This is a genomic window from Haemophilus parahaemolyticus, assembly GCF_002015035.1.
GTDB classification, from domain to species: domain Bacteria; phylum Pseudomonadota; class Gammaproteobacteria; order Enterobacterales; family Pasteurellaceae; genus Haemophilus_A; species Haemophilus_A parahaemolyticus.
The window spans coordinates 525,919-542,666 of sequence record NZ_MUXY01000001.1; the positions used below are offsets into that span (position 1 = coordinate 525,919).

At 43.7% G+C, this 16,748-nt stretch carries 27 protein-coding genes and 1 pseudogene; 8 read left to right on the top strand and 20 right to left on the bottom strand.

Going from position 1 to position 16,748, the window contains the following annotated elements; translation table 11 throughout:
* Positions 1 to 3: 3 nt before the first annotated feature.
* The 9 genes from B0185_RS02565 to B0185_RS02605 are packed head-to-tail and all read right to left on the bottom strand — an operon-like array spanning position 4 to position 6,209.
* Positions 4 to 456: a phage protein gene (locus B0185_RS02565; RefSeq protein WP_005706285.1), complete on the bottom strand. Its 453-nt coding sequence runs from the start codon at positions 454 to 456 to the stop codon at positions 4 to 6.
* Positions 457 to 465: 9 nt separating this feature from the next.
* A complete protein-coding gene (locus B0185_RS02570) occupies positions 466 to 1,602 on the bottom strand; it encodes a DUF2586 domain-containing protein (protein WP_005706287.1) in 1,137 nt (378 codons plus the stop codon).
* Between the two features lie 46 nt (positions 1,603 to 1,648).
* Entirely contained in the window at positions 1,649 to 2,038 is a 390-nt protein-coding gene (locus tag B0185_RS02575; RefSeq protein WP_039863189.1) for a hypothetical protein, read from the bottom strand.
* Positions 2,031 to 2,411, bottom strand: coding sequence for a phage virion morphogenesis family protein (locus B0185_RS02580; protein ID WP_039863187.1), 381 nt, complete (start codon positions 2,409 to 2,411; stop codon positions 2,031 to 2,033). The genes B0185_RS02575 and B0185_RS02580 overlap by 8 nt, the downstream gene beginning before the upstream one ends.
* Complete coding sequence (locus tag B0185_RS02585; protein ID WP_005706294.1) at positions 2,408 to 2,935, bottom strand: phage tail protein; 528 nt, start codon at positions 2,933 to 2,935, stop codon at positions 2,408 to 2,410. Before B0185_RS02585 ends, B0185_RS02580 begins: the two co-directional genes overlap by 4 nt.
* A 14-nt stretch (positions 2,936 to 2,949) precedes the next feature.
* Positions 2,950 to 3,417, bottom strand: coding sequence for a head completion/stabilization protein (locus B0185_RS02590; RefSeq protein WP_005706289.1), 468 nt, complete (start codon positions 3,415 to 3,417; stop codon positions 2,950 to 2,952).
* On the bottom strand, positions 3,410 to 4,291 hold the full coding sequence (gpM, locus tag B0185_RS02595) for a phage terminase small subunit (protein WP_005706308.1): 882 nt from the start codon (positions 4,289 to 4,291) through the stop codon (positions 3,410 to 3,412). Before gpM ends, B0185_RS02590 begins: the two co-directional genes overlap by 8 nt.
* A 7-nt stretch (positions 4,292 to 4,298) precedes the next feature.
* A complete protein-coding gene (locus B0185_RS02600) occupies positions 4,299 to 5,300 on the bottom strand; it encodes a phage major capsid protein, P2 family (protein ID WP_005706313.1) in 1,002 nt (333 codons plus the stop codon).
* A gap of 9 nt (positions 5,301 to 5,309) precedes the next feature.
* Positions 5,310 to 6,209: a capsid scaffolding protein gene (locus B0185_RS02605; RefSeq protein WP_039863202.1), complete on the bottom strand. Its 900-nt coding sequence runs from the start codon at positions 6,207 to 6,209 to the stop codon at positions 5,310 to 5,312.
* A gap of 182 nt (positions 6,210 to 6,391) precedes the next feature.
* Here B0185_RS02605 and B0185_RS02610 point away from each other — a divergent pair, with 182 nt between their 5' ends.
* The 8 genes and pseudogenes from B0185_RS02610 (at position 6,392) to B0185_RS02645 (ending at position 11,492) form a co-directional block, all read left to right on the top strand.
* Positions 6,392 to 8,200 carry a terminase large subunit domain-containing protein gene (locus B0185_RS02610; RefSeq protein ID WP_005706296.1) on the top strand — a complete coding sequence of 603 codons (1,809 nt, stop codon included), beginning with the start codon at positions 6,392 to 6,394 and terminating at the stop codon, positions 8,198 to 8,200.
* Positions 8,201 to 8,217: 17 nt separating this feature from the next.
* On the top strand, positions 8,218 to 9,252 hold the full coding sequence (locus B0185_RS02615) for a phage portal protein (RefSeq protein ID WP_005706288.1): 1,035 nt from the start codon (positions 8,218 to 8,220) through the stop codon (positions 9,250 to 9,252).
* A gap of 69 nt (positions 9,253 to 9,321) precedes the next feature.
* Positions 9,322 to 9,609 (top strand): ogr/Delta-like zinc finger family protein, encoded by a 288-nt coding sequence (locus B0185_RS02620; RefSeq protein WP_005706325.1) that lies wholly within the window; start codon positions 9,322 to 9,324, stop codon positions 9,607 to 9,609.
* A gap of 289 nt (positions 9,610 to 9,898) precedes the next feature.
* The gene (locus B0185_RS02625) at positions 9,899 to 10,081 is read left to right on the top strand and encodes a hypothetical protein (protein WP_005706302.1); all 183 of its coding nucleotides are present in this window, start codon (positions 9,899 to 9,901) and stop codon (positions 10,079 to 10,081) included.
* Between the two features lie 232 nt (positions 10,082 to 10,313).
* Positions 10,314 to 10,499 carry a type II toxin-antitoxin system HicA family toxin gene (locus B0185_RS02630; RefSeq protein ID WP_039863182.1) on the top strand — a complete coding sequence of 62 codons (186 nt, stop codon included), beginning with the start codon at positions 10,314 to 10,316 and terminating at the stop codon, positions 10,497 to 10,499.
* Positions 10,500 to 10,529: 30 nt separating this feature from the next.
* Positions 10,530 to 10,958, top strand: coding sequence for a type II toxin-antitoxin system HicB family antitoxin (locus tag B0185_RS02635; protein ID WP_005706311.1), 429 nt, complete (start codon positions 10,530 to 10,532; stop codon positions 10,956 to 10,958).
* 16 nt (positions 10,959 to 10,974) lie between these two features.
* Positions 10,975 to 11,055, top strand: a pseudogene (locus tag B0185_RS02640) (type II toxin-antitoxin system HicA family toxin); the annotation flags it as partial.
* A gap of 26 nt (positions 11,056 to 11,081) precedes the next feature.
* Positions 11,082 to 11,492 (top strand): type II toxin-antitoxin system HicB family antitoxin, encoded by a 411-nt coding sequence (locus B0185_RS02645; RefSeq protein WP_005706322.1) that lies wholly within the window; start codon positions 11,082 to 11,084, stop codon positions 11,490 to 11,492.
* Positions 11,493 to 11,549: 57 nt separating this feature from the next.
* On the opposite strand, the gene B0185_RS02650 is transcribed toward B0185_RS02645, so the two are convergent.
* The 11 genes from B0185_RS02650 to B0185_RS02685 form a co-directional block, all read right to left on the bottom strand.
* Positions 11,550 to 11,771: a hypothetical protein gene (locus tag B0185_RS02650; RefSeq protein WP_005706351.1), complete on the bottom strand. Its 222-nt coding sequence runs from the start codon at positions 11,769 to 11,771 to the stop codon at positions 11,550 to 11,552.
* Between the two features lie 10 nt (positions 11,772 to 11,781).
* Positions 11,782 to 12,312 (bottom strand): phage N-6-adenine-methyltransferase, encoded by a 531-nt coding sequence (locus B0185_RS02655; protein WP_005706269.1) that lies wholly within the window; start codon positions 12,310 to 12,312, stop codon positions 11,782 to 11,784.
* 10 nt (positions 12,313 to 12,322) lie between these two features.
* Positions 12,323 to 14,866: a replication endonuclease gene (locus B0185_RS02660; RefSeq protein ID WP_005706317.1), complete on the bottom strand. Its 2,544-nt coding sequence runs from the start codon at positions 14,864 to 14,866 to the stop codon at positions 12,323 to 12,325.
* Positions 14,867 to 14,898: 32 nt separating this feature from the next.
* The gene (locus B0185_RS02665) at positions 14,899 to 15,132 is read right to left on the bottom strand and encodes a hypothetical protein (RefSeq protein ID WP_005706295.1); all 234 of its coding nucleotides are present in this window, start codon (positions 15,130 to 15,132) and stop codon (positions 14,899 to 14,901) included.
* A 9-nt stretch (positions 15,133 to 15,141) separates the two neighbouring features.
* Positions 15,142 to 15,393: a hypothetical protein gene (locus tag B0185_RS02670; protein ID WP_005706342.1), complete on the bottom strand. Its 252-nt coding sequence runs from the start codon at positions 15,391 to 15,393 to the stop codon at positions 15,142 to 15,144.
* Between the two features lie 2 nt (positions 15,394 to 15,395).
* Complete coding sequence (locus tag B0185_RS10205; protein ID WP_005706341.1) at positions 15,396 to 15,560, bottom strand: hypothetical protein; 165 nt, start codon at positions 15,558 to 15,560, stop codon at positions 15,396 to 15,398.
* On the bottom strand, positions 15,538 to 15,846 hold the full coding sequence (locus tag B0185_RS02675) for a hypothetical protein (protein WP_005706334.1): 309 nt from the start codon (positions 15,844 to 15,846) through the stop codon (positions 15,538 to 15,540). The genes B0185_RS10205 and B0185_RS02675 overlap by 23 nt, the downstream gene beginning before the upstream one ends.
* Positions 15,847 to 15,855: 9 nt before the next feature.
* Positions 15,856 to 16,101: a hypothetical protein gene (locus B0185_RS02680; protein ID WP_005706349.1), complete on the bottom strand. Its 246-nt coding sequence runs from the start codon at positions 16,099 to 16,101 to the stop codon at positions 15,856 to 15,858.
* Positions 16,102 to 16,112: 11 nt separating this feature from the next.
* Positions 16,113 to 16,235, bottom strand: coding sequence for a hypothetical protein (locus B0185_RS10420; protein ID WP_005706262.1), 123 nt, complete (start codon positions 16,233 to 16,235; stop codon positions 16,113 to 16,115).
* A gap of 19 nt (positions 16,236 to 16,254) precedes the next feature.
* On the bottom strand, positions 16,255 to 16,419 hold the full coding sequence (locus B0185_RS10110) for a MerR family transcriptional regulator (RefSeq protein WP_114987824.1): 165 nt from the start codon (positions 16,417 to 16,419) through the stop codon (positions 16,255 to 16,257).
* Between the two features lie 131 nt (positions 16,420 to 16,550).
* Positions 16,551 to 16,748 (bottom strand): hypothetical protein, encoded by a 198-nt coding sequence (locus B0185_RS02685; protein ID WP_005706330.1) that lies wholly within the window; start codon positions 16,746 to 16,748, stop codon positions 16,551 to 16,553.

Here is a 16,748-nt window from a genome sequence, read left to right on the forward strand (position 1 = left end):
TTACTATAAGAAATTAGTTTCATCTGGCGATAAATACGGAATGCCATTGATACGCACGAAGTTTTTACACGTCACCATATATTCGATTTTCACTTTCGATTTCTCGCCCCCTTTCGGGTCAATATCCAACACGTCGCTGATTTTGAGCTTACAGCCAAAGGCTTCCACTTTCACACGGCTGCCCCCACGGTTCGCATAAAAAACCATATCAAAGGTAGGAATATCACGGTATGAACCCGCCGCACTGGCAACGCCTTCAATACGTTTGAATTGTCGCCAATCTAATTCCATTTCACCGCTTGCTTCTACATCACCAAAAACATAACCATCTGGCACGCCGTGGGTAGTCACCATTGCGGTGTTATCGGTAATTGAAAGGCTTGCACTTTCCACGTGGATCGGCATATTCCAGATATACACATTAAAACTATTACCACTGGTAAATTCTCTGCTCATTTATTCCCCTTACGCTGCTTGTGTACGGTTTAAATCAAGGTCGAGCATAATGCTCACGGTGATATTTTTCGGGCAATCCATCGGCTGCACGGTAATGTAAATTTGTACGGTGGTTTTGTTTATCCATTGAATGATGATCGCCTCATCATTCGGTGGCATAATTTCGCCTGGGAAAATTTCCCCGTTAACCGTGATCGCTGCTGCCATCTCTCGCAATGGCTGGGCAAAGTAAGTTTGATGCACTTCAATGCTACCCGCCGTCGAATTAAACGAACGGTCACCAACCTTATTGATGGCAAGCAATCGCACCGCACGGCACGCTTTATCTACGACACGCACGTTCTCAATCACTTTGTAATCGCCTGTTGCACTGTCTAGCGTGTTACCGTCGCCCCAGTAAAAGCCCTCTTTGTCTGCATACCACATCGCACTGCTTAAGCGGTAAGCATCAATCTGTTTTAAATGTGCCGTGGTTAAAATGGCATCATCTTTGTCTTTAGGTAGCAGGGTTGAACCTAAACCGTAAAGCACACCCGTCTTCACCCGTGCGGGAGTATCGGCAATGGATGTTGCACTGTGGCACAATCTGCCCGCAAGCACGCCTACATCATTGCCGAAAAGGTTTGGCACTGCCATCACGTGCTCTGCGACAATGTTATCGGTTAATTTTTTTAATTTGGCTAAATAAACAGCCCACGTTTCTGTCGTGTCAATGCCCGCAACAGCTTGAACAAAAAACACTCTGCGGCTATATTTGCCTAATAAGTCGCTATAAAGTAGCTGCCATTTGTTCAAATTGGCTGAGGTGGCATCGGCAGTGTTGGTATTAACCGCAAATTCTACGTTCACTTGCTCCATGACCGCATGCACGGCTTTCTGGAAATCGTAGCCATCTTGTGCCATCGGGTAGACATAGGCGAACCAGTTGGCACTGTCTCCGCTGTTCGCTTTTGCCGTTTGCACGGCTTTTTTCAATTCGCTGTCGGCGGCACCCAATAACTGATCTAAATTGCTACCGCCCGACACTAAGAGGACGTTGTTTACATTGGTAGCGCCCACGCCCACAAACAGAGCGGTTTTCTCCACCGCATTCGGTTTGCTCTGATTGCGGTTAAGGGCGTTAATTACCACGCTTGGCATTGTCATTTGTTCATTTCCTTTCAAATCTGACCGCTTGCGGGCTCGCTTACGGCTATTTCAATTTGTTTGTGACGGCTTTGTCTAATTCGTGGGTAAAAAGCCGATCTACTTGTTCTTGGCTCTCATCTAAGAATGGACGGGCTGGGAGTTCCATTACGCTACTTTTGCGACCTTTAATACCTAGCTGTTTTTTTAATAAACCGATCAATGCCCCCGCCTGTCCAAAAGTTAAGTGGCTTGTTATATACGCTACACTAGACGCTTTTCGGTGGTTTCTATCGGCTCGAATAATTCGCTCTGCCCATTTATCCATTACATCTTTTCTTGTCATTGGCTTTTTTCCTCTATGTTCCGAAATCGGTCTTTTCGGTTCATTAAAGCCAAGTTGTAGCAATATCTGTGCCTGCTCTTCGGTTGCGGGCCCTCTATATTGTTCACTCATTTTTCCGTCCCTTTATTGGTATTCTTGCTCCGTATTGATGTTCCGCTGCAATACGTGCAGAAACTGGGCTCCGATAACCTAATCGCCCTGTATTACTATCGGCAAAGGCTCGTGAGTTATTCAGAATTTTTTTCAACATTGGCAACGTCGCTTTATCGCCTCTCTTGCTCACTTTAAATTTCGGTTTCTTACGTGGTTTCCAAGCTACCCCTGTAGGTGTTTTTTGCTCTTTAATATTGTTGTTTTTGGCATCTTTTTTATTTTCTAGAACAACATTTTTCAAAATAGTCTTTTTCGTTTTGCTATCTAAGGTCAAGATCTTAAAATCCCTTCGATACTGTCGCTTGGATTGTGCACTAAAGCCTGTTTTCATCGGCTGAAGTTCCGTTTGCGTTCCACATAACGGGCACGGATGGGCACATTTTCAAGGGTAAAAATTTCCACATTCTGCAAGCGATAACGCTTGCCATTGAGCGGAATATCGCCTTTTTCATCACGCACTAAATAGACGGGCTCTCTGAATGTGAGCGTAAAATCTAAATCGGTGGTTTCATCATCAATCGGGGTCAATTCGCCTTCGATTTGTTGATTGTGGTTGTAAGGGTAGCCCCCTTCTTCATCTTTACCCTCTGCACAATCCTGCACCCACGTATTCAGCAGTACCATCAATTTGAGCGGATCAACCTGTCTAAACGGCAAAGCTTCAAACCACAATACGGCATCGTATTCAATCTCGCACACTTGCACGCTTTCGGTTAAAAACTCACCCTGTTCTACCAGGGTTTGCCCTTCGTTGATAATTTTCACTTTGCTCATCCAGCTGTAAAAATTAGGCTGATAGTTCAACGGTAAATAGTTGAGTAAGTGTTCTGTCAGTTTCTGGTAAAGTAATTTCATTTTTCTACCGCTTGTTAAATCAATGCTGCACTGCTTCGCTTTTTACCTTTGATGGCACGAATTGCCATGGTGGCTTCTTTCTCAAGCGTGCGTTGCTCACTGGTTGCCTCTCGCCCTTCGTGAATTTCACGGGCGGAGAGGGTCGTAAATTCGGGGAGTAGCTCGGCTTTAGCTCGAGCAAACACGGCTTTTTCAAACAACCTGTGCATTCGGCTTGCCGTGCCTGTGCTGTTGCTGTGTAAAATGCTCGGCAATTGCTCCACGAATTGATAGCCTTTTTCCCTGTAAAATTCTTCTACCTGCAGTAAATCCAGTTCTACGCTATCAATAGCGTAGACTAAGGCGTTTTCGACTAAATCCAGCGGAATCTGCAGCGGAATGCTTCGCTGTTTCTGAAAGTCGCCTACTTTAATTTCACCCCAGAAGCCATTACTGCCTAACACGGCATCGCTTAATTCAGGCTGGTTGCGTCCGTTAAACATCGGCTACCCCTAATTGCTCGGCAACTTCTTCAAGTGAAAGCGAGGGGTTTCGCAAATAAGCTTTCACCTCTGCTATTTCTGCTTCGGTTAAGCCTTTTGCTCGCCCCTCTTGGAGGGATTTGTTAAAGGCGTTCAGCTTTTCTTCTGTATATAAATTCAGGTTACTTAACGCACTCAATCGCATAAAACAACGCTCGATCAGGTTGTTTACCCCGATTTTATGGTTGTATTGGTTTGCACTCGCAGCAGCCAAAATCGCCAGTTCTAAGCGGCGTGGCTCATTCACCAGTGCAGTTTTTACTTTTCCGTTTAATTCACGGGCTAAAAGTAAGAGTTTTGCTAAAAGTTTGTACCATTTTGCCATGACCATTTCTGAGACCAACCAGTCTGACATCGTGATCTTGTCCAAAATCTGGCTGAAATATGGCTCGGCACTCTGTCCGCTGTTGGTCGCTCGCTCGGTAAAGTCGAACAGTTGGTCTGCGGCAAAATGGGCAAAACTTCGCAAAATGGTTGCGGGCATTTTCTGCTGATCGCCAATGGCTCTGTCGGTAAGGGTAATGGCTTGGTTAAAGTCGCCCACATCAAACAGAAACACGACGCAATAGCCCACCAGATCATTTTGATAGTGCTCATTTTTGACAAAATACTCCTCAACAAGCGGTAAGAATTTCGGTAAGAAATACAACCGCTTGTACTCTGCACGCTGTTCAAAGGTTGGCAAGGCTTTGATTTTCTCAAGCTCATTGTGGACTACAATCATTAGGCTGTCGTATTGTGTGGGTGCGGTAAGTTGCACCGCCTTGCCCTGTACAATCTCCGCTTGCTGTTGTTGCAGTTTTAAACGCTCCCGATGTTCTCTAAATCCTGCCATCATTCACCTACACTGTCGGTTCGCCAATCGTGACTGACTCCGCTTTAATCGCAGTCATCAACCCGTTATCTTCCACAACGTAGCCTTCCATTCGGTAATAGCTGTCAATGATGCCCATACGGTCTTCGTTGGACTCAAAACGACGGCGAACACTTGCGCCTTGTGTATAAATACTTAAGTTTTTAAGTGTGGTAACCGCTGCCCCTTTTGCTGGGAAATTCGGTGGCGTGATGGCTGTCATCCCACCGAATGAACCCGTTAATTCTGTTGAACCTAAGGCTACGTGTTCCGTCGCTTTTAATTTTGCCGCTTTACTTAAGAAACGGGATTCTGCATTGGCTAAATCTGCCCCGACTAAAAACACTAAATCGGTGCGGTTTTGATGGCGATAATCTAAGCCTTGTTTAAGCTCAAGTGCTAATTCGTCTAAGTTGGCATAATCGCCCCCATCGCCGAAAATATTTACCGCATCGGTAAGCACATTCGCAGGCTTATCACGCTCAAGTAGGGCAAGCCAACCGATATTCACATCAGATAAATCTGTCGCTGTGGTGTTATCTGCGACCGTTTTACCGTGCCAGCCAATTTGTAATTGGTCTAGTGCAATTTGATTTTGCACATATTCCGCATATAAATCGCCTAGCTCCCCGTTTTGGTTAAGTGCGGCGAAATGGTCGAACATCTCCCACGGAATAATCACACCCGAATCGGTTTTGAATAATTCATAGGTGCTTTGCGTATGCGAAAGATTGACTAAGTGGCGTTTGTCTTGGTGACGACCTGTAATGGCTGCTTCAGCTGCACCGAATAATTTATTACCTTTCACATTCAGCACGTTTTGCACGTTTATCTGTTTTAAGAAGTTGCTACGTTGCTGAATGTTTTTACCTAATAACGCCGCTTTCGGAATTTCCAGGTTAAAACTTTCACCACGTAATACTGTCTGCGGATCGACACCGTAGTAATTCGCTACAGCGGTTAAAAAAGAATAAAATGCGGGTTTATTCATTACGCCCCCTTAAATTGCCGTATTGATAGCAAAACTATTCGTTGCCCCTACTGGCACAGTGGTGACCGCTTGCGTGCGTAAAGCGGAGAATTGCTTTTCAATCTCTGCTACACGGCTTTCTAGATCAGGCTTTTGCTCTTCACTTTCTGATTTACCTGCTTTTAGAGCGTTATATTCTGATTTGGTGATTGTTACCTTTTCTTCTGGCTTCTCTTGCTCTTGTTTAAAAGCATTTGCTACTCCTGCCGTTACGCTTGCTACAACCATTTGTGCAAAGGCTTGCATTTGTTCATTTGTCATTTCTTGAGTATCCTCATTCTGTTCTGGTGCACTTTCTGTGCTAGGCTTTTCGCCTTTTTTCCCACGGTTAAACATCCATGAGAAAAGATGTTTTCTGGCTTCATCTTTGGCTTGCTCTTCGTTTTCTTCATGTTCACTTCGATCTGCTGTGCCAATAGTGAAAGAGAATTGAAGCGGATCACTGACAATTACGCCCTGAACGCCTGTACGTTGGTTAAATTGTAATTGTGTTGTGCCAAGACTTGCGGGGCTATCGGTAATCGCTAATCCCACTAAATACGCTGCTTTGGTATCCGCAAATTTAGGGTTGATTTCAATACTGGTAAATAAACCAATGCCCCTTGCATTAAGCCCTAATAACTCTTTACTTGGTGAAATTTTGGCGAATAACTTGACTTTATCGCCTTCTGTTCTCGCTTCTAATTCCTCAACAATGCCGTAATTACTACCAATATAGCGATAATGCTCCAACCAAATTTGAGCTGTATATAAGTTCTTATCATAGGCTTTCGCCATCTGTTCTAAATGTTCAGCTTTGATTTCTCGCCCGTCTGCAGTTTTTCCGCTCATCGCGATGCAAATCCAATCTGTGGTGAGTTTTGTCTTCATTTTTTTCTTTCCGCCTTTTCCTATTCGGTTGCGTAATGTGGAATAATTTTGCCCCATTTTTTTCGCCTTTTCATTTTGGAAATTTCCGCTAATTTCCAGAAATTAAGCTTAATTTCCGAATATCCGAAAATAGCCAATTTTTCAGGCGTGAAAGCGGTGCATATTTATTAAAAAATAGCCGTATGAACGAACCAAAAACATTAAAAAAACGCAAAAGTGGCTATTCCGATGAAGTCATTTTTGAAGCACGTTACTTATATTTGAAAAAATACACGCCTGCAGAAATTGCCCGTGAATTGGGGCTTAATTCTGCTCGCCCTGTGTATTACTGGGCAGAAAAATACAACTGGCGTAATTTAATTGGTGAGCAAGGTATTGAAGAAATAATCGGGCTTCGCATTCTGGCGTTGGTTGACCGTGAAAATAAAACAGAACAAGAGTTAAAAGAATTAGATGCGTTAATTGAGCGTGATCTTCAATATAAAGCCCAACGAGCAAAACAAGCAGCTAAACAGAAAAACGATGGAACAACAGAAAGTATTTCAACTGATGAATATCAGAAAGAACAAAAACAAAGTAAGACGAAAAAGAAAGGCACGATAAAAAACGATATTTCACACGTTACCAATGAAATGTTTGAGCCGTTTCTTGCCACGCTATTTGACTATCAGCACTGCTTACGCAATGCGATAGATAAGCAGAAAGTGCGAATGTTATTAAAAAGTCGTCAAATCGGGGCAACTTATTATTTTGCGTTTGAAGGTTTAGAACAAGCAATTAAAACGGGCGATAATCAAATATTTTTATCAGCCTCAAAACGACAAGCACAAATATTTAAAACCTACATTATCAAAATGGCAAAAGAATATTTTGATGTGGAATTAAAAGGCGATCCGATTGTGCTTAGCAACGGGGCTGAATTGCATTTTTTATCGACCAACAAAAATACGGCTCAAGGTTATCACGGGCACGTGTACGGTGATGAATTTGCGTGGCTGCGTAATTTTGAAGAGTTCTACACCGTCTCTTCAGCAATGGCAACGCATAAAAAATGGCGTGAAACGTATTTCTCTACGCCCTCGTCGAAGTTTCACGAGGCTTATCAATTCTGGTCGGGCGATATGTGGAAAGGCAACGACCGCAAACGCCAGCTTGTGAGCTTCCCGACGACGGAACAACTCAGAAACGGCGGGATGATTTGCCCCGATGGAGCGTGGCGTTATGTGGTGACGATTGAAGATGCAGTAAAAGGCGGTGCAGGCGTACTATTTGACATTGAGGCACTGAAAGAGAAATACAGCTCGCACGCTTTCAAGCAGTTATTTATGTGCGAGTGGGTGGATGATAGCGATTCTATTTTCACGATTTCGCAATTGATGAAATGTGCGATTGATGCGAGCAAATGGAAGGATTACGACCCAAAATCCTCCGAACCATTCGGTCATCGGGAAGTATGGGGCGGGTTTGATCCTGCTCATTCTCGTGATGGGGCATCTTTTGTCGTGATTGCACCCCCGCTGTTTGAGGGCGAAAAATACCGCTTATTAGAACGTCATCAATGGCACGGGCTCAGTTATCGCTATCAAGCGGATAGAATCCGTGAACTTTTTGCAAAATATAACTTCTCGTATATCGGTATCGATACAAACGGGGTGGGCGTTGGTGTGTATGAAATGATCAAAGAATTTGCAGGACGTAAAGCCGTGCCGATTCTTTACACGGCAGAAAGTAAATCAGCGTTGGTGCTGAAAGTACACGACCTTGTAGAGCGTGGCTTGTTAGAGTGGAACGAGGAAGAGAAAGACATTATTGCGTCGTTCTTGATGATTAAACAAACCACGACCAACAGCGGAAAATCTAGCACGTTCATTGCCGATCGCACCGTAAGCAACCAACACGCAGACGTCTTCTGGGCAATAGCACACGCTATCAACAAACGAGAACTTAACGACCAACGGAAAAAGAAAGCCCGTTGGTTTGTGAATCAGTAACAAGATGAGTAAAGAAAATGGCAAAAAATAAACCAAAATTGACCGCTTCTAGCAATAAAAAATCTTTTTCCGCCCTCCCTATGCCCTCTTCAAGTTTTGAAGATGGCTACACGGTTGCCCCTGCGTTGGATTATGTGGGGCTGAATTTCTCCGATAAATATCGGATCTATGAACCGCCGTTAAACCGCTGGGCGTTGGCGAAATTGACACACCAGAATGCGCAACACTGCGGAATATTAAATAGCCGTGCGATTATGATTGCCAACGGTTACCAATCGGGCGGGCTTTCTAAAATGGCGATGCGTGCCCTGGCTTTAAACCTGATCCAGTTTGGCGATGTAGGCGTGCTGAAGTTGCGTAATATGTTTGGCGAGGTGGTGGGGCTTGAGGTGCTCTCTTCGCTCTATCTTCGTCGCAAAAAAGAAGGGGGATACCGCTATATTATTCGCCGTGATTTATATGATAACCAAGCACAAACGGTAGTAGATTACGCTGAAGAGGATGTGATTTTTATCAAGCTCTACGACCCCATGCAACAAGTCTACGGCACGCCAGACTATATCGGGGGAATTCAAGCGGCATTGCTCAACAGTGAAGCGACCCGCTTCCGTCGTCGCTATTTTGCCAACGGTTCGCATTTAGGCTTTATTCTTTATTCGACCGATCCTGATATGGACGATGAAATGGAAGAACAAATCCGTGAATCTATCGCCAATTCAAAAGGCGTGGGCAATTTCAAATCTATGTTTGTGAACATTGCAGGCGGACACCCTGACGGCTTGAAAGTCATTCCCATCGGTGACACGGGCAAAAAGGACGAATTCGGCACGATTAAAGATGTATCGGCACAAGATATTTTGACCGCACACCGCTACCCAGCAAGCCTTGCGGGGATTATTTCGCATGGTGGCTCTTTTGGCGATGTGGAAAAAATCCGCAACGCCTACCGCTTAGATGAGGTCTTACCCATGCAAGAAATGATTATGGATGCCATCAACCACGATCCCGACTTAACCGACACATTACGGGTAAGATTTAAAACAGACTTCTAGACATCCAGAAGGCTATTTTATAAAATACGTGAATATTATTACACTGATTTTATAAACAAGGTTGAGAAGATGGGAAGAACAATCAAAAACTACTGCAACGTGTGTCACTCGCCTGCGATTGCGATTAAATCGGAACGCCAGCACGATGATTATTTAAAAATTTACTTCGTGTGTAAAAATAAGCAATGTAATCATCGCTGGGTGGCTGATCAAACGTTCTCTCATACTACCCACGAAAGCCACTTACTCAAAAACGGGATTTTAAAAGCGGTACTCAACCGCTTACCGCTGGCAGAGCTGAAAGAGATTAAAAACTTTGTGCTGGAAGCCGAAGAAAAACAGATGGCATTGTTGTAACGCATAAAAAAAGCCGATAGAAATATCGGCTTTTTGTTGTTTTTTTATTTGCTTTATAGGTTAATCTATATTATGATGATTTTGCTTTCGCAGGTGGTAGGACACAGGAGCGAAAGCGAGTGTGAGGCTTAATCCTCACGCTGAATGAAGAGGATAAGAACTATGATTATCTTAGTTATCCTAGTTATTTTAGCGTTAGTGATGTTTAGCAAAAACATCTAGCTGAAATAGCTTGCTAGGGAGCTGCAACTCCCTAGCTCTTCACTTAAAACTATTATGAGGTTTCATTATGGCGTTGTCAAGACAAGAAATTCAAGCAAAAAGTGATGCCAAGCGGGGCGTAAAAATCAAAGGCTTTAAACTTCCGATTGAAATCATTGAAGAGATTGAAGAATTAAGCAAGGTGCTTAATATTCCGCAAAACCAACTGATTATTAAAGCCTTTGAGGAATTTAAGGCACATAATCAATAAACTTCACTCAATAAGGAGGCACTATGGCACTTACAATTGGTTTAGGTATTTTTGCTTTACTTTCTATTATTCTAGCATTAAGCCTACAGCATGCTGTTAAACAGCCTAAATAACATCTAACCGCTTGTCGCAATACAAGCGGTTATTTTTTTGCTTTTTTCTGCTTTGCTTGGTTGCTTCTGTGTGTATGCTTGTGTATAATTATTCCCGATTAAGACATAAGGAGATAAGCATGCGATCCAGCGACTTAATCAAGGAGCTTAAAAAAGCAGGTTGCACGTTTGAGCGACACGGTAAGGGAGACCACCAAATTTGGAAATCGCCCATCACAGGGAAGACGTTCCCCGTGCCACACCCAAAGCAACACGTTCCAATCGGCACATTAAGATCCATCAAAAAATCGGCAGGGCTTTTATAGCTCTGCCGAGCTTAACCCAAAGGAGCGACTATGTTATTTACTATCGGCATTGAAACCCCAGCAAACGAAAACGAAGCCTACGGCATTGCCGTGCCAGCACTTTCTACTGAAAAATATGATTGCTTTAGTGCTGCAGATACCCTTGAAGAAATTCCAACCCAAGCCACTGATGCCATTCATTCCATCTTAGAAATGATGTTTGAAGACGGCTTAGATATCAATGAACTACAAGATAAAGGCTATCGCCACTATCAAACGCTTGAAGATTTCAACTATTGCGATACTTGGCTTCTGCTTGATGTTGACATTTCCGCTTATCAAGGTAAACGTCACCGCATTAACATCAGCTTGCCTGAATACCTCATCAAACGCATTGATAGCCGTGTCGCAAGCAACCCGATTTACAAAGACCGCAGCCACTTTTTAGCAGTGGCTTCACAAAAAGAGTTAAGACAATAAAAAAACCGCTTGTTGCAATGTAACAATTCCCCATCCTGAAAAGGATATGCATCCCAAAACAGCACAATCAATATTAAAACAAGCGGGGCTTAAATAGCCCTGCTATTAAAAAAGAGGAAAATTATGTTATATCCCATTGCGATTGCTTTAGGCGATGAAAAACACGCTCATGGTGTTTTTGTACCAGATATTCCAGGGTGCTTTTCTGCAGCGGATGAATTTCAAGATGTTTATGCGAATGCGATTGAAGCCATTACAGGTCATATTGAATTACTTGTAGAAGATGGCGAAGAAATCCCACAACCTTCAGATATTCGCACGCTTCAAGAAAACCCAGAATATGAAGGGATGATTTGGGGTGTTGTTGATGTAGACTTATCTCACCTTTTGGGAAAATCAGAAAAAATCAATATCACTTTACCAAGCCGTTTAATTCGCCGCATTGATGCATTTGTTGCTGAATATCCTCAATATAAAAGCCGTAGTGGTTTTTTAGCAAAAGTCGCTACAGATCGCATTTTCGCAACAACTTAATCTTTGCCCTTTGCTCCTCAATAAAAAACCGCTTGCCTTCACGCAAGCGGTTATTTTTTACTGGTCTTTAACCAATGCTTTAATTTGTTGGAGAACAGACGTTCTTTTACGGAACTCTCTCCAACTTAAATCTGCTTCTTCTTTATAAGCTTTACTTCTGGCTTCTTCCGCTTTTATTTTTTTAAACAACTGCTTGCTGTCATAAGTGAGGGCAATATTAAAAATGACTGAGCCTACTAACAGTATCCATAAAATAACTTCGTTACTTGGCATTTGCATTTTTTACTCCTTATACTGTGCCTAATTGTTTTACTCGGTTAATTGAGACATAGTAGGTTCGCACCTTTCTGTCTCGTTTTACCCATTTTTCATAATCAAACAACACAAACATCTGCGGCTTGCTGTTGCCTTTGACTTCTTTACCCGTGGCGTTGTGAATAAAGGGGATACGCCCGTCGGTAATCATGACAATGCTAGTGGCACATTGCACGCAAAGGGCGAACCATTGCGTGCTATTGTCCACATTCAGCAACATTGCCACCTTACGCCCTTTTCGGCTCTGCTCAATAGCTTTATGCACAAACTGCAAAGGGTTAGAATAAGGCGGGTTAAGCCAGCAATAAATGCCGTTCCAATCGCCTTCGAGGGCGTTTTGTTCCTCGCTGATAAACTTCTCGCATTTGGTATTGTGTGCAGAGGCTGCACAGTCAATATCAAACTGCGGGAATCTGAACCAATGTTGAGCAAAGTGAAACGCCCACCAAGGTGTCGCCCACTTGTCTTTATCTTCTTTGGCTGTGGTGGTTTTGTGTATTGCCATTGTTTTTCCTCTACGCCAGCTCCCAATCTGCATTCTGGTCTCTAACGTATTTCATCCACAAATTGAACCCGTTGTAGCCTTTCACGTATTTCAGGCGTGTTAAGCCGTGGACGGTATATTCCGCTCCTTTTATCAGGTTCATTTTGTCGAAATCGCTGATTAAATTGTCGTCAATTCCCCGCATTTTGAGAGCGTGATCGAGACGGTTGTATTCGTGCTCATGTTCATTGATGAAATTTCGCACAGTTTTTTGTATGTACGTTTCTTCTGGTTCTGCTTTTGTTGGTTTTTTAACCTCCTTTATAGGGTTACAGTTATTGACACAAGTCCAAGCGGGACTGCGTCCCGTGTTTTTTTGAACCTCGACCGCTAAAGCGGTCAAGGTTTTAAATTCGGTTTGCTCATCTTTCTTCTTCTCGATACGGTAAGATTTCAAACGACTAATCACAGTACGATCGCTCAAGCGGTTAAAAACGCCCATGACTTTGCGTTGCATTTCCCCGTAGCTGTTGTTGCTGGTTTCCACGTAGTAGGTTTTTACGGGGGCTTTGTCGCTTTTGTCTTTATTCGCTTGAATATCAATAAAGGAAGCGTAGCAGCTCACATCGGTAATCGCTTGTAGGTTCAGCAGAAGTTGATCGCCTGCAACCTGCTCTTCTGTGCAACGTCTCAGCTCACGCCAAACAGTCACAGAACCGATGCCGTAGAATTGGAACTGACGCAAGCACCACAAGCCCGCCCACGCACGCACACGGCGAGCGTTTTCGTTGGTTTTAAGCTGTGGTGCTTCGTCTGAAACGGTATCCGCACCCTCTGCATCGATACCGAATCCGCCGATATTTTTCGAAACGTATTTCACAATGTAAGCCGTTGCACTGCCTTTTTCTTTATCGCAACGTTCCACTTTGCAGCGGTGCTCGCTTGCCCCTGCTTCATCGCCGTCAATTTCTAACGCTTTGCGTTTGAACAGCATTTCTACTTCGTCTATGTGTTCTTTCTTCACATAGAAAAGCAGATGCCAGTGTGGCGTGCCGTCGTGGTGTGGTTCGGTGACTCGCATTCCCTTAAAGTCAATTTTGCGTTTAGCCAGTAACGCACGGAATTGTGCCCACACCTTATTTAAGTAAGCTTGTGTTGTGCGAGGGTCTGCCCCTTGCCATTTGCGATTACGTCTACCGTGTGAATGCATAGCGTGGTAAGCACTCGGTGCGGTCAAGGTTAAGAATAACGCTTGCCAGCCGTTTTCTTCTGCCCACTCTTCCACGCCACGCAAACGGGTCATCATTTCATAGCGGCGAATAGTTGGGTTGGAATTGGATTTAAACCACAATTCGTATAAATCCACTTGCTCTTCTTCGTTTTCCACGTTGATGAGAATGCTGTTTTTAATGAACGCTTCCATTTTGCGATGCTTCTCTTCCGCACGCTTATATGCCGCTTGCGAGACATAAGGCGAACGTTTAGCGAACACTTCCCCGCACGCAATGCGTAAATGTTCCATCATCTGCTCTTGGCGTTTTAAAAAGAGCTTCAGCCAATATTTTTCGGCAGCAATCCGATTCAGGCTTTTCATCATCTCTTTATCGTTCACGCTCTTGCCTTCTTCCGTGCGTGCCTTGTAGCTTTGCCAATAAGGCGCTGCAAAGCCCATCTGCTCGCATAGCTCACCGCATTGCGTGTAGATACGCTCTAACGCCTGTTCAATTTCTGCATCGGTAAAGGTTTTGCCACTGTCGGCAAGGTCTGTGAAAAAGCCCACTTGAATATGCTCAAACAAGCGTGCCACTTCTTTCGCAATGCCTAAAAAACGGCTCGGCGGGATAAGATAAAACGGAATGCGGTTTTCGTGGTTTTTGCTGTAGCGTTTTTCTGCCTCTTTCTCCCAATACTCCTTGAATGGATTTTCACGGGTGAATAAGGTTTCATTGTGCTCTTGGCTGAAATCGTATTCAAACAAACGGCTGTTTCTACCCAAATAGGCTTTTGCCCATTCGGCTTTATCGTGGAAGTTGTCGGAAAGCAGAAACAAGTCCACGTTATGATGATCGAGGACTTTTTTCAGCTCCGTGTTCAGTGCTTCGTTCAGTTTTTCCCAAGCGTGTGTGCGTTGCACATTGCCCGCAAGAAAGGCGATTGAGCCATCATCTTTCAGTGCTTTAAGGTTTTTTAGATAAATGCGGCGGTAGTAGTTTTGTGCAAAATCGGGCAAGTGCTTGAGCAAGTCTTCTACAGCGTAGTAAATGCTTTTCGGCACTTTGGCAAACAGTTCTAATTGGCTTGGGCTTTTCTCTTTCAGTAAGCCTAACGGGTCGGGGGTTTCTGCAACTTCTGGCACGTTTTCGACCGCTTGCACCGCTATTTCAGGAAAGGCAGACAAGCCCAGTTCGATTCGTTCGGCTGGGCTTAAGATTTCATTTTCTAGGTAGTCTAACGTGGCATCATCCATAAATAAGCCACTGAGGGCTAAATCTTGGCTTTGCGTCTCTGCTTGCACAGGGGCAATCTGAGCTTTTGCCTGCTCTTCAAAGTTAAGATTTAACGCTAAGTGGCTCATTGTGGTGCTCTTTGGTGTTAAGGTTTAAGGGGTTAATGTCGAATGCTAAAAGTAACTTTTAATTTTGCTCGGTTAATCGGGGTGCGGCGCATTGCCTGCTCGCCCAATTTTCGGCTAATCCCGAAAAGTGCATCAAAGACGGCGTTTAAATCGGGGCAGATTTTTTCAACTTTCCCGTCTTTAACCAGTGCATAATTCAGAAGAGCATCGGGGGCTTCTGAAATAATCGGCTCAATCGTAAATTCAGAGACTGAAATGAGTGCCATATTTTTCTCCTATTTGCTAGCAAGTGCGGCAGTAGATAAGCAATACGCCTTACGTCTTTCACAGTAAGCCATCAAATCTGCACATTGTTTTAACGCTTTGGCTTTTTCCCATAACTCTGCCGCTTCAGTGTAGAGCTTATGGCGACGGGGTTTATCTTTCTCTTCACGTGCTGCCATTTTTTCAAGATGAACGGCACGAACACGGGCGTTATACGCCTCTGGGCTTTCTAATAAGGTGGTAAAGTTTTTCAGTGGTTGCATTTTTATATTCCGTAAAGCTGAGTGAGGTAATAATGGGCTTTTTTGTTTTCTCGGTTTCTGCGGGCAAGTGCCTCAAGATTCCCCGTTCTTACCCATTGAATCTCCGCTAAATTGGCGTTAATGCGGGCTTGATTCCATTTCAGCTTAATCTGTTTGATGTTGAGCATGGTTCACTCCTTGTAATAACTTGGCTTTATATGCTAACGCCTGCTTTTGTTGCTCGGCTTCTTCAGCTTCACGCTGTTTGCGTCTGGCAATTTCTGCGTCTCGTAAACCTTGGCGTTCTTGGTATTGTTTAAAATCAGCGGCTTGACGAACGATGAGGCGATTTAGGTTTTCACCTGCAGGGCGTGAATAGTCAATCGTGCCGTCTTGTTTATATCGGGCAATACGTTTGCGTCCTTTTTCTAACCCCGCTTGAATTAACGGGTGCAATAATGCGTTATCGTTCATCTTGCCCGCCTATGGTCTTTCCATTTCCGCCGTTGCCGCTTCAATCAAGAAATTAAAATCGCTTTCGGTAAACTGATTCAACTCTATTACCAGATTGATATATTCGTCTTTCAGGCGATATAGCACGTCCAACTCTTGAGCGGGGCTTAAGTCGTCGTAAATCAACTCGCTTTTGAGCCAGCCCATTTTTTCGGTAATGTCGTACACCTCATCGACCATTTGAGAAAGAGTCTGGCGTTTTGTATCTAAGTTCATTGCCTACCTCCTTACTTGATACTTTCAGCGAGCGAAAGAATGCCCGCAACGAACATAAACAAGCCACCGAACACGACGACTATTTCAATCACATCTAACACTAAAGCTTTAAGTGCTTTACGTTTGTTTTTCATTGAGTTCTCCGTAAATGTTTTAGCGTGGGACAAGGACATAGAAATGTGCTCTCTTCTTGCCCTTCCCTACTCTGTAAGATTTAACAAGGCTTTGTTTAATCCATCTGCGAATAGTCTCTGTGCTTACTTTTTTGATTTCTGCATATTCGCTGACGCTGTAAATTTCATAGTCTTCATAGGTCATTCGCTTTCTCCTCACCCCTTAGTGATTTCTCGCATCGTCACCTTGGGTGTCTTCTTCAATTCGTTTTGTGTTATATTTCCTTTTCGTTTAACTCAAAAAGGAACGTGATGAAATTGCTCGGTGTATTACATCTACCTCGGTTCTTGCGTACCAATCCACAACAACCAACCGAATAAGACTGAAACCACTAAATTTAGGGGCTCATACATTGCCATATAAACCACGGCAAAACCGCATAAAACAACGATTAACCAAAATAGAAAGTTGCCTTTCTGTTTTTTAAGCCATGTCAAGCATTTTGCTTGGCTTGGTTTTTCCTGCTCACTCAT